Origin of the sequence: Caloranaerobacter azorensis DSM 13643, assembly GCF_900129995.1 — a bacterium.
GTDB classification, from domain to species: Bacteria; Bacillota; Clostridia; order Tissierellales; family Thermohalobacteraceae; genus Caloranaerobacter; species Caloranaerobacter azorensis.
In genome coordinates, this window is sequence record NZ_FQXO01000024.1 from 18,847 (window position 1) to 30,604 (window position 11,758).

The following is an 11,758-nucleotide window of genomic DNA, read 5'->3' on the forward strand; positions in this document are numbered from 1 at the left end:
TAATATTATACCCTCATCCATATTGAAGCTTTATTTTAAATTATTCTTTATGTTTCTTTGCATATTTAACATAGTCTACAGCTGACTGTTTTAAATGATTAATTTCTTCATCAGTTAACTTTCTTACAACCTTTGCCGGTGAACCTAATACTAAAGTTCCTGATGGAATTTTCTTACCCGGTGTTATAATACTTCCTGCACCAACTAAAACATTGTCTTCAATTTCAGCACCATCTAAAATTATAGCACCCATTCCTATCAAAACATTATCTCCAATTTTGCATGCATGTATTATTGCCTTATGCCCAATTGTAACATAATCACCTATAACTGTCTCGCATTCTTTACTTATGTGTATCACACATCCATCCTGAATATTTGTATATTTACCAATTTTTATCGAATTCTCATCGCCTCTTATTACTGTATTATACCAAATACTCGTGTTCTCTCCTATTTCAACATCTCCAATTATTTCTACACCATCTGCAATAAAACAGCTATCATGTATTTTGGGCTTTTTACCTTCATATTCCTTTAACATGCTTAACCCTCCTTAATATCCTAGCAACCATTTGCCACTATCGATATAGCACATTCTATTCTCTTTTTCTCCATTTCACAGCCAATTTTATATGGTTTAGTTATATCTTTATTAAAATTATAGGCATTAGCATGACATCCTCCGCTACAGTAAAATCTAGCCCAGCATTCCTTACATTCACTTTTTGTCAGTACATTTGCTCTTTTAAATTTCTCTCTTAACTTTTCGTTTGTTACACCAGTAAAAATATCGCCCATTTTAAATTCTTCATCCCCAACAAATTGATGGCAAGGATATAAATCTCCTTCAGGAGTAACTGCCATATATTCTACACCGGCGCCACAACCTACTACTCTCTTAATTAAACAAGGTCCTTGATTTAAATCAATCATGAAATGGAAAAATTCAAAGCCCTTCCCTGCTTTTTTAAGTTCTATATATTTACTTGACAATTTTTCATATTCATTCAATATTGTTTCTAAATGTTCTTCTAATATTGCATAATCATTCTCTGGACTTGCAACTACCGGTTCAACTGAAATACTATCAAATCCCATTTCATGAAGTTTTAAAACATCTTTAGAAAAATCTAAATTATAGCTTGTGAATGTACCTCTAACGTAGTATGTTTTATCTCCTCTTAATTTTACTAGCTTTAAAAATTTAGGAACAATAATATCAAAACTACCATTACCATTTAGTGTTTTTCTCATCCTATCGTTTACTTCTTTTCTACCATCTAAACTAAGTACTACATTATCCATATTTTCATTAATAAACTTCATATTATCATCATTTAATAAAATTCCATTAGTAGTTATAGTAAATCTAAATCTTTTATTATATTTTTTCTCCAGTTCACGTCCATATTCAACTAACTTTTTCACAACATCAAAGTTCATCAACGGTTCTCCACCAAAAAAATCGACTTCAAGATTTTTTCTATTTCCTGAATTTTCAACTAAAAACTCTAATGCTCTCTTACCAACCTCTAAAGGCATTAATAATCTTTGTCCCTTGAAATCCCCTTGAGAAGCAAAACAATATTCACACTTTAAATTACAATCATGCGCCACATGCAAGCACAGAGCTTTAACAATATTTTGCGGATTATAATTTATATCCAATTCCTCTTCTTTTGTAAATAACAATTCATTATCGACTAAAGTCTGTATTTCTTTATATGCTTCTACGATATCAGATTCATCATATTTATTTTTTAAATCATCAATAATTAATTCTAGACTCTTATCTTCATATAGTTTAATTATGTCCCAAACGATTTCGTCTACTACATGTACTGCTCCACTATTAACATCTAATACTATGTTTTTCCCATTCATTTGAAACATATGCATATTCATATACATTCCTCCTTAATACCGTCGCAACTTCTATTTTATATCAAAGATTAAATCTAATCAAATAATTTTACATTTTTAAACAGAAAAAAAGCAGTGGATAACCACTACTTTTTATGTAGCACTTTATCTCTCACACTTCTGATTTCCAACAGTGCAAGAAGTCTTACATGCTGACTGGCATGAAGTTTGGCACTCTCCGCATCCACCTTTTGCAATTGTACTTTTTAAGCTACGACCACTTATTGTATTTATATGCTTCATATATATACCTCCCTTAATAATTTTTTCTTAATAGATTATAACACATAGATTTTTAAATATAAAGTGTTATTTTAAATTAACTCCAATCATACCGCCAACTGCTCCTGTAATTATTGCAACTATTCCTTTTATTATAACATGGCTATTAATTTTATATGAACGTATAAAAATATAACTCACTAATATCAATAATATAAAATATAGTAAACCAATTATGGCACCATTAAGCCATCCCTTTTTTTTAATTTTCACAGACGTATAAATTGCTCCTAAAGCAATACTAACTATCATAATTATAGAATTCAAAATTGGCACAACATTCTCCGATAAACTCGTATAAGTTAATATTACTGCTAGAACAATAATACATATAATCGAAATTGCTATACTTATTAAAACCCCCTTAAAAGTTGTAACCATATAATTGTCATTTTCCTCATTAACATTTATTCTCATTTCTCCACCCCCAATACTTCTTATTTAAACTTATGCAGAATAAATCTAATTAATTACAAGAAAAAAGACCCCCTTCCGGAAGTCTTTTATGTACCAAAACTATTTTTCACTTTTTACAACATTGCCAATTGCCCATCTTGAGACATTAAATCTAGTTTTGTCAGCACCTACTTCAATAGTTATTATTTCATCTTTAATCTTTACTATTTTCCCATGAATGCCGCCAATTGTGATAATTTCATCACCAACTTTTAAATTATTTCTCATCTCTCTAATTTTTTTCTCTTTCTTCTGTTGCGGCCTAATTAAAATAAAGTAAAAAATAACCAACAACAAAATTGGCATCAATAATCCTGAATACTGTTGCATGCAATCCCCCCTTCCTTTCTATATATTCTATATTAACAACTTAATTCCTTCACTTATTTAATATATCCATATTTTTTAAAGAATTCTTCTTTATATTGCAATAACCTATCTTCTTTAATAGCTAATCTAATATTTTCCATCAATCTTAATAAGAAATACAAATTATGTATAGTAGTAAGTCTAGCTCCTAAAATCTCATTTACATTAAATAAATGTCTAATATATGCCCTTGAATAGTTACGACAAGTATAACAATCGCATTCAGGATCAAGTTTTCCAAAATCTCTTGCATATTTAGCATTTCTAATTACAACCTTTCCATGACTTGTCATTACAGTACCATTTCTAGCTATCCTAGTAGGTAAAACGCAGTCAAACATATCAATACCTCTTATCACACCTTCAAATAAACAGTCAGGGCTACCAACTCCCATTAAATATCTAGGTTTATTTTTAGGTAGGAGTGGAACCGTATAATCAAGCACTTCATACATAAGCTCTTTTGGCTCTCCTACACTCAATCCACCAATAGCATATCCTGGAAAATCTAAATCTACAATTTCTTTTGCACTCTGCTCTCTTAAATCTCTATACACACCACCTTGAACTATTCCAAATAAAGCTTGAGTATCTGGATTTCTATGTGCTTCCTTACATCTTTTAGCCCACCTAGTTGTTCTTTCAAGAGAATGTTTTACATAATCTCTATCACTAGGATATGGTGCACATTCATCAAACGCCATCATTATATCTGAACCTAACGCATTTTGGATTTCAATTGATTTTTCAGGACTTATAAAGTGTCTAGAACCATCTATATGAGATCTGAACTCAACACCTTCCTCTGTAATTTTTCTCAAATCTCCTAAACTAAAAACCTGAAATCCACCACTATCTGTAAGTATTGGCCTATCCCAGTTCATGAATTTATGAAGCCCTCCAGCTTCTTTTATCAACTCATGTCCCGGTCTTAAATATAAATGATAAGTATTACTTAATATAATTTGAGCTCCTAAATCTTTTAATTCTTCAGGTGTCATTGTCTTTACAGTCGCTCTGGTACCAACAGGCATAAATATAGGCGTTTCAATTACGCCATGAGGAGTATAAAGTTTCCCTAACCTTGCCCTGCATTCAGTAGATTCTTTAATTAATTCATATTTTACAGCCATTGGTTGCCTCCTTTACTTATTTTATTAACATAGCATCTCCAAAACTGAAAAATCTATATTTCTCTTTTACAGCAATATTATAAGCTCTTAAAACATTTTCTCTGCCTGCCAATGCACTAACTAACATAATCAATGTAGATTCAGGCAAATGAAAATTCGTAATAAGTTTATCAATAATTTTAAATTTATACCCCGGATAAATAAATATATCTGTCCATCCTTTTTTAGGAACAACAAGCCCTTCACTATTACTTGACGATTCTAAAGTTCTAGTCGTAGTTGTCCCAACAGCTATTATTTTGCCACCTTTTTTCTTAATCTCATTTATTGTATTTGCTGCCTTATCACTAACTTCAAAAAATTCAGAATGCATCTTGTGCTCATCTAAATTATCAACCTTAACAGGCCTAAAAGTCCCTAGTCCTACATGAAGAGTTATATATACAATCTCTACTCCTTTTTCTTTAATTTTTTCCAATAATTCATCTGTGAAATGAAGTCCAGCAGTTGGAGCAGCCGCCGATCCTTCTTTTTTTGAATACACTGTTTGATATCTTTCTCTGTCCTCTAACTTCTGCTTTATATACGGCGGTAAAGGAATTTCCCCTAATTTATCTAATACTTCTTCAAAAATCCCATCGTATTTAAACTCGACTATCCTAACTCCCTCTTCATCAATATCCAATACATCAGCTTTTAAAAGTCCATCACCAAAAACAAACGTAGTCCCTATTCTCGCCCTTTTGCCCGGCTTTACCAACACTTGCCATTTATCTTTTTCAACTCTATTTAATAGCAAAAATTCAATCTTACCACCAGTATCTTCTTTCTGCCCAAAAAGTCTTGCAGGAATTACTCTTGTATCATTTAATACTAAACAATCACCTTTATTTAAATAATCAATTATATCTCTAAATTCCTTATGTTCAATAGCACCAGTCTTTTTATCCAATACCATAAGTCTTGAACTATCTCTCTTTTCTATTGGATATTGTGCTATAAGCTCTTCTGGCAAGTCAAAATAAAAATCTTGTCTTCTCATTTTACCACATCCTTTACTCTACTTTTGCTCCAGTATAATAGTATTCTAATATCTGTTTATAATTATATCCTAATTCAGCCATTTTTTTAGCTCCCCATTGACTCATACCAACTCCATGTCCCCAACCTCTGCCTTCAAAAACATACATATTAGGTATCACTGGCATTATATTAGTTTTATCTCCATTTGTTATCTTAACTTGAGAATATACACTTCTAGTGTTAGTAACCATCCCATTGGCTGAAACAATATAAACTTTATTTAAAGTCGTCTTCACAGGTTTAAAATTAACTCCACTGACAACGTAAACATCAGCATCCGATTTTACATCGAACCAAGTACTTTTCAACGAAGCATATCCAAATACTTTTCTACTATTTTCTTTTTTTAATATCTCTACTCCATCAGTTCCTTCAATTTTCAATTCCAACACCCTACCATATTCAGAACGAGCCAAAGGTTCAACAGAACAAATATCTCCAATACTTATATCATTTGCTTCAAGTCTTTCTTTTATCTCTTTATTATTCAAAACTAACTGCCAACTGTAATTTGGCGAACCTATAGAAAAATCATCCTTCACTCCACGTAAATAAGGAATTTCATATTCCCAGACATTCTCGCTATTTTCAGTATGCCCGCCACTGGTAGAATGAAAATATGCATTTACCAACTTACCATTATATTTTAAAACTTTTCCATAAGTTTCATCAACAGCTTTATTACTCTTTATGTTCTCCCAATCATAACCTGCATATACTTGACAATGTTGTGTATCACACAAATCATATCCTAAATCATCATGCCTTTTCAAACTAATTAATGCATAATTCCTAGCTGCAACCGCTTGTGCTTTTAATGCTTCAAGAGGCCAATTTGCAGACATTTCCCTAGGCACTACTCCATATAAATAATGTTCAAGTGGAAGATAATTTATAATTATAAGCTCCTTATCTATTCTATTTAAAGTCAAATAATCTCTATAATTACTCCCATTTACAGCTATTATACTTCCATAACCTTCGGCTACATTGCTTTTAATATAAAGTTTTGCATCTGGATCTAATACTAATAATACATTTCCTTTATTATCCTCTATTACAATTCTCATATTACTATTATCTATTACGTTAATTTTCTTTCCAAGCTTTTCTGAAAATAGCTCTGACTCTGTCAATGCCTCTTCATAAGTTTTATAAAATCCTAACCAAATTCTAAACTTACCATTATAATACGGATATGCTTTGATATTCGCATCTTTTAAATTAATAATTTCAGCTTCTACATCATCGTATTCTTTATATTCTCCCTTTATTTCTAAATGATATGGCCCATAATCTGGCTGCTCATTTTCATTAACTAATTTAATACTGTCCTCAATTTTATAAAAATCGTCTAATCTAATAAATAAACTTTTCGCATCAGTCTTTAATATTTCATTAAAACCATTATCTATAGTACAAATAACAAAACCATTATTAGTACTAATAACCGCCTGATCTTGATACACCATTGGATTTTTGAGGCCTACTCTTATATATTTAACGTCACTTTTATCGCCTAAAACATTCAGAGAAATAAATTGAATTAATACTACTGCTAAAATTATTGTTAAAATCCTTTTTACATTCAAGATTTCACCCCTTAATCTGTATTTTGTACCGTTTTATCCCTTATTTAAGTCTTGAGAAAATATTTAAAATTATCGATAAAATTATACTTAAAACAATACACGTAACTATTGGAAAAACAAAAGTAAAATTACCTTTTTGATATACAATATCACCAGGCAGTTTCCCTAATCCTAATCTCTGCAATAGCATTAAAAATCCACCTAAAATAATAAAAATAAAACCCGTTAACACAAGAAATCTACCTAATGATTCCATTTTTTCACCCCAACTCATCTAATTTAATATTAAAATAATCTAAACATTTTTTAGTTACAACCCTACCTCTAGGTGTTCTATTAATAAATCCCAGTTGAAGTAAATACGGTTCATAAACATCTTCTATAGTGTTACTTTCCTCTCCTGTAGAAGCCGCCAATGTATCAAGTCCTACAGGCCCTCCATTAAATTTATATATTATTGTATATAATAGTCTTTTATCTACATTATCCAATCCCATTTCATCCACTTCTAATAATTCTAACGCCTTTTGTGCTACACTTTTTGTAATAACACCATCTTCTACAACTTGTGCATAATCTCTGACTCTTTTAAGGAGTCTATTTGCAATACGAGGTGTTCCCCTTGAACGCTTTGCTATTTCATTAGCACCATCTTCATCAATTTTTACACCCAAAATATACGCTGATCTTATTATTATTTTTTTTAAATTTTCTACATCATAGAAATCCAACTTGCATATAACTCCAAATCTGTCTCTTAATGGCGATGTTAATAAACCCGCTCTTGTCGTAGCTCCAATAAGAGTAAATTTAGATAAATCTAATCTTATCGATTTAGCACTCGGCCCTTTTCCTATAACTATATCCAATACGTAATCTTCCATCGCTGGATAAAGAATTTCTTCAACATTCCTGTTTAATCTATGTATTTCATCTATAAAGAGAACATCGTTTTCTTCCAAATTAGTTAATATTGCAGCAAGATCGCCCTGTCTTTCTATAGCCGGGCCTGATGTTATTTTTATATTAACTCCCATTTCATTCGCTATAATATTAGCTAATGTTGTCTTTCCGAGGCCAGGCGGCCCATAGAGCAAAACATGATCTAATGACTCATTTCGTCTCTTGGCTGCTTCAATAAATATCTTAAGTTTTTCCTTCACTTTATTTTGTCCTATATAATCATCTATTCTTCTTGGCCTTAATGTATTCTCTATCTCATAATCCTCATATTTTAAATTACTTGTAATTATTCTGTTCTCCTCTGCAATACTGCTCATTAACTATTCCTCCCTACTTGGTTGACAATTTCTTTAGGGCAATTTTAATTATGTCTTCTGTTTTCAAATCTGATGTATCAATTTTAGACAAAACATTATTTATTTCTGTTCTGCTATATCCTAAAGAAATTAATGCTCCAACAGATTCATCAATAGACGAATCGCTTTTAAAAATATTAGTTTCTGTAAAAATCTCATCTTTTATTTTATCTTTTAATTCCAAAACAATCCTTTTACCTGTCTTTAATCCTATTCCATGTGCCGTTGAAAGTAATTTTATATCTTCATTTAGTATTGCCTGTTTAATACTCTCTGGCGTTAATGATGAAAGTATACCAAGAGCTACTTTAGGCCCTATTTTAGATACTAACAATAATAATTTAAACATTTCTAATTCTTCTTTACTAATAAATCCATATATGCTAATACCATCTTCTCTTACATGAAAATGTGTATGAATTTTTACTCCTTTTATATTATCTTTTAAATTACAAATTGTATTTTTTGATGTATTGATAAAATAGCCAATTCCATGATTATCTATTACTATGTAATCCTCTCCTATCTCACTTACATCCCCAATTATATAACTAAACATCTAATTCCTCCTACACTATCATTATCTAATTTTAAATAACTCTTTGAATCTGCCAGAATGTGCATGACATATTGCAACAGCTAAAGCATCTGCAACATCATCAGGTTTTGGAATTTCTTTTAGATTTAATAATAATTTTACTATTTCTTGAACTTGCTTTTTTTGCGCTCTACCATAGCCAACAACGCCTTGCTTAACTTGAAGTGGAGTGTACTCATAAATATCTATTCCACAATTAACCGCTGCTAATATTTCAACCCCTCTAGCTTGTCCAATAGTAATAGCCGTCTTTACATTTTTATTAAAAAAGAGTTCTTCTATAGCAAATGCATCCGGCTTATATTCTATAAGAATTTTTGTTAACTCATCATAGACGATTTTTAACCTATATGGTAATGAAATATCCGGTTCAGTTGTTATAGCTCCATATTTTATAGCTTTAAGTTTATTTCCCTTTTTCTCAATAATTCCATAACCTACTATTGCAATTCCTGGATCTATTCCTACTATAATCATTAAATCATCTCCCTACAGTAAAGATAATGTAAAATTAAAAATTTAAAATGTAAAATTATTTAATGCTGGTATTTCAAAGATCAAATTTAAATAGCTAAAAAAGATTATTAAATATAATACATAAATATTTTACCATAATTAATTAGAACAAAAAAGCTAGGTTTTAACATTATCCTAGCTTTTAACTTATAAAATTCTCCAAAATATCTCCTATTTCCTCTTTTGAATCTACAACTATGCCTTTCTTTAATTTTTCTTGATCTATTTCCTTTAAAGTAGATACAGATTTATTTATCATTTCAATTAATACTTTTTCGCCCATGTCATTAAATTTAAATATGGCTATCTTATTATCCTTAACACCTATTATATAATGATTTGGACAATATCTATCTAACTCTCTTTTAACTATAATTCTTTCACTCGAAAAAGATAATAACTGCCAATTTGGATGATTAGTTTCTAAATACTTCCTATAATCTTCTTCATTAAAATTTATTATCGTTTCTTCTGGTTCTGCTATTTGAGTTAAAGTATCATTACACTTTTTATAATAATTTATGTATTCAATAACAGTATTAGGGCCAATAACATTTTCTTTTTCAACCCCAACATTATTGTCATTTTTATAGCCAATAACATTATTTTCTGCATCTTTAATTGTCAATTCCTTTTGAGGTTTCTCAATAGCCTTTTTATCTCCTACGTTATATCCATATATAAAACTTATCAAAAGTAATAAAAGTGCAAAAGTTACAAATGTAACTTTTGAAACCCTTTTCATAAATATCCCTCCTAATCTCTTGAGGAATATTTTTTCCAATCTGCCAAATTATATACATGTAAATGTTTATATGTACCTTTTTAGAACTTTGTCGTTTATAGCATACCAACATGCATCTTTATATATATCTTTTACATTTTTTATAATAACATTTACAATAGAATGGTAAATTTTATCTTGTTCCTCTTCCTTCAGTTTGTAATCTTCTTCTTTAATGCTGTAATTATAGGGATTAAAATCTATTTTAAGTTGTTTATCAACATACTTATCTAAATTCTCTATCTTCTTTTTTATAATCTTGTTACAAAATGTATAAACTAAACCTTCTATTTGTCTATCTTTCTTTTCTTTACTATCAATTTCTCTCCTTAAAGCTTTTCTTAAATCAATTATTTCGGGTTTACTAAAATCATAGTGAAATAGATAACTATTATCATAAAGGCCTTCAATGCCATATAACTCTATAGCTTTATTTTCCAATCTATCTACCCATTTTTTATTATTATAGCCGTATTTGTAGCCCTCTAGATAGAAACATAATTCTAATCTATTTATATCCTCATGAATTAATATACTTATATTTCTAGCTATTAATTCTCTGTTTGTCCTATTTTTCAATATGTATTTAATACGCCTTTTAATGCTTTTTGTGCATGTATATTTAGGCCGTATATTACTTATATTTTCTTCTAAATCATATAAAGACAATAGGATATAAATTGAATTAATATCATTATAAAATAAAAATTGATTTTTAAGTCCTTCATATATATCCCACAGTTTTTTGGGTGCAGTTGACATAGATATCCCTCCATCTAGCAATTATTACCATAAAAAAGGAGGTTTAAACACACATAGCTCTTTTTTCTCTAATAAGACTAGTTATTTTACTAGAGCACTATTTACCAATAAATCTACTTTTTCTCAAATTAAATATATAACAGACTCTATTTATCCTACTTTAGAATCATTAATAAGTCAATAGGCAATATAATTCAATTTTAATTAAATAAAGATAAATAATTAATATTGTCAAAAAAATAAAAATAGCATAAGTTCTAGAGTAAGAACCATGCTATAAATTTCTACGTTACTATCTGCTTACAATTGATATTAAATTAGAAATCTAATTATCATCATTTAAAACTTTGTCCAAATGCCACCACCAATGTTCTTTAGGTTCTTTATTATTCCAGCCTGGAAATGGCTCTTTTAAATAACAAACAAATTCTTTTGCTCTTTTTAATAAAATCTTATCATATTCTTCTAACTTTTTCTTTTGAAACTCATTTAATTTTTCATAATTATTTTCAATCTCACTTCTAATCAAAAATGTTTCAACATACTCAAATGGACTTACCTCTAAATCATCTGTTACATCCATCCCATATAACTCAATTAATCTATCTAAATCAGTCATCTCCATACAACTCCTCAAAGTTAACTTATAATTAATTTCTACTAAATACTCGCCTTCTGTAATTTTTAATACTTATTTAAATTTAACACCACTTTACAAGAAATAAAGAGTTAGCTTCCATAAAGTAGAAAAATCAGACATCTAAATCCTAGGAATACTAATCATAACTAAAAAAAAATCTAGGAGATGTCTGATTATGATTAGTATATCCAAAAACTCTATAAAACAAACATTAAAACAATATTTATATGAATATAGACATATTTTTAAGAAGCGAAGCTTTAATATATTTTACTGGCTAATACTGTCAATACTTGCA

15 protein-coding genes are annotated in these 11,758 nt (G+C 29.5%); all 15 read right to left on the minus strand.

The window, feature by feature from the left end:
- Window positions 1-40: 40 nt before the first annotated feature.
- The 15 genes from BUB51_RS05385 to BUB51_RS05455 all read right to left on the minus strand — a co-directional run bounded on the left by BUB51_RS05385 (window position 41) and on the right by BUB51_RS05455 (window position 11,439).
- Window positions 41-544 carry a gamma carbonic anhydrase family protein gene (locus BUB51_RS05385; RefSeq protein ID WP_073196107.1) on the minus strand — a complete coding sequence of 168 codons (504 nt, stop codon included), beginning with the start codon at window positions 542-544 and terminating at the stop codon, window positions 41-43.
- A gap of 20 nt (window positions 545-564) precedes the next feature.
- Window positions 565-1,914 carry a thioether cross-link-forming SCIFF peptide maturase gene (gene scfB, locus BUB51_RS05390; protein ID WP_073196108.1) on the minus strand — a complete coding sequence of 450 codons (1,350 nt, stop codon included), beginning with the start codon at window positions 1,912-1,914 and terminating at the stop codon, window positions 565-567.
- A gap of 117 nt (window positions 1,915-2,031) precedes the next feature.
- A complete protein-coding gene (gene scfA / locus BUB51_RS05395) occupies window positions 2,032-2,169 on the minus strand; it encodes a six-cysteine ranthipeptide SCIFF (protein WP_073196110.1) in 138 nt (45 codons plus the stop codon).
- Window positions 2,170-2,235: 66 nt separating this feature from the next.
- Complete coding sequence (locus tag BUB51_RS05400; RefSeq protein WP_073196111.1) at window positions 2,236-2,625, minus strand: TIGR04086 family membrane protein; 390 nt, start codon at window positions 2,623-2,625, stop codon at window positions 2,236-2,238.
- Window positions 2,626-2,724: 99 nt separating this feature from the next.
- Entirely contained in the window at window positions 2,725-2,994 is a 270-nt protein-coding gene (yajC, locus tag BUB51_RS05405; RefSeq protein WP_035161347.1) for a preprotein translocase subunit YajC, read from the minus strand.
- A 53-nt stretch (window positions 2,995-3,047) separates the two neighbouring features.
- Window positions 3,048-4,166: a tRNA guanosine(34) transglycosylase Tgt gene (gene tgt / locus BUB51_RS05410; protein WP_035161349.1), complete on the minus strand. Its 1,119-nt coding sequence runs from the start codon at window positions 4,164-4,166 to the stop codon at window positions 3,048-3,050.
- Between the two features lie 16 nt (window positions 4,167-4,182).
- Entirely contained in the window at window positions 4,183-5,208 is a 1,026-nt protein-coding gene (gene queA / locus BUB51_RS05415) for a tRNA preQ1(34) S-adenosylmethionine ribosyltransferase-isomerase QueA (RefSeq protein ID WP_073196112.1), read from the minus strand.
- A 13-nt stretch (window positions 5,209-5,221) separates the two neighbouring features.
- Entirely contained in the window at window positions 5,222-6,841 is a 1,620-nt protein-coding gene (locus BUB51_RS05420) for a SpoIID/LytB domain-containing protein (RefSeq protein ID WP_073196114.1), read from the minus strand.
- Window positions 6,842-6,881: 40 nt separating this feature from the next.
- Window positions 6,882-7,097 (minus strand): DUF2905 domain-containing protein, encoded by a 216-nt coding sequence (locus BUB51_RS05425; RefSeq protein ID WP_073196115.1) that lies wholly within the window; start codon window positions 7,095-7,097, stop codon window positions 6,882-6,884.
- A 4-nt stretch (window positions 7,098-7,101) separates the two neighbouring features.
- The gene (ruvB, locus tag BUB51_RS05430) at window positions 7,102-8,121 is read right to left on the minus strand and encodes a Holliday junction branch migration DNA helicase RuvB (protein WP_035161357.1); all 1,020 of its coding nucleotides are present in this window, start codon (window positions 8,119-8,121) and stop codon (window positions 7,102-7,104) included.
- A gap of 13 nt (window positions 8,122-8,134) precedes the next feature.
- Window positions 8,135-8,719 carry a Holliday junction branch migration protein RuvA gene (gene ruvA, locus BUB51_RS05435; RefSeq protein WP_073196117.1) on the minus strand — a complete coding sequence of 195 codons (585 nt, stop codon included), beginning with the start codon at window positions 8,717-8,719 and terminating at the stop codon, window positions 8,135-8,137.
- Between the two features lie 21 nt (window positions 8,720-8,740).
- Window positions 8,741-9,235: a crossover junction endodeoxyribonuclease RuvC gene (ruvC, locus tag BUB51_RS05440; protein ID WP_073196118.1), complete on the minus strand. Its 495-nt coding sequence runs from the start codon at window positions 9,233-9,235 to the stop codon at window positions 8,741-8,743.
- 181 nt (window positions 9,236-9,416) lie between these two features.
- Window positions 9,417-10,019 (minus strand): BofC C-terminal domain-containing protein, encoded by a 603-nt coding sequence (locus tag BUB51_RS05445; RefSeq protein WP_073196120.1) that lies wholly within the window; start codon window positions 10,017-10,019, stop codon window positions 9,417-9,419.
- A 66-nt stretch (window positions 10,020-10,085) separates the two neighbouring features.
- Window positions 10,086-10,820 (minus strand): hypothetical protein, encoded by a 735-nt coding sequence (locus tag BUB51_RS05450; RefSeq protein WP_035161363.1) that lies wholly within the window; start codon window positions 10,818-10,820, stop codon window positions 10,086-10,088.
- A 325-nt stretch (window positions 10,821-11,145) separates the two neighbouring features.
- Window positions 11,146-11,439: a hypothetical protein gene (locus tag BUB51_RS05455; protein ID WP_052045342.1), complete on the minus strand. Its 294-nt coding sequence runs from the start codon at window positions 11,437-11,439 to the stop codon at window positions 11,146-11,148.
- Window positions 11,440-11,758: the final 319 nt, after the last annotated feature.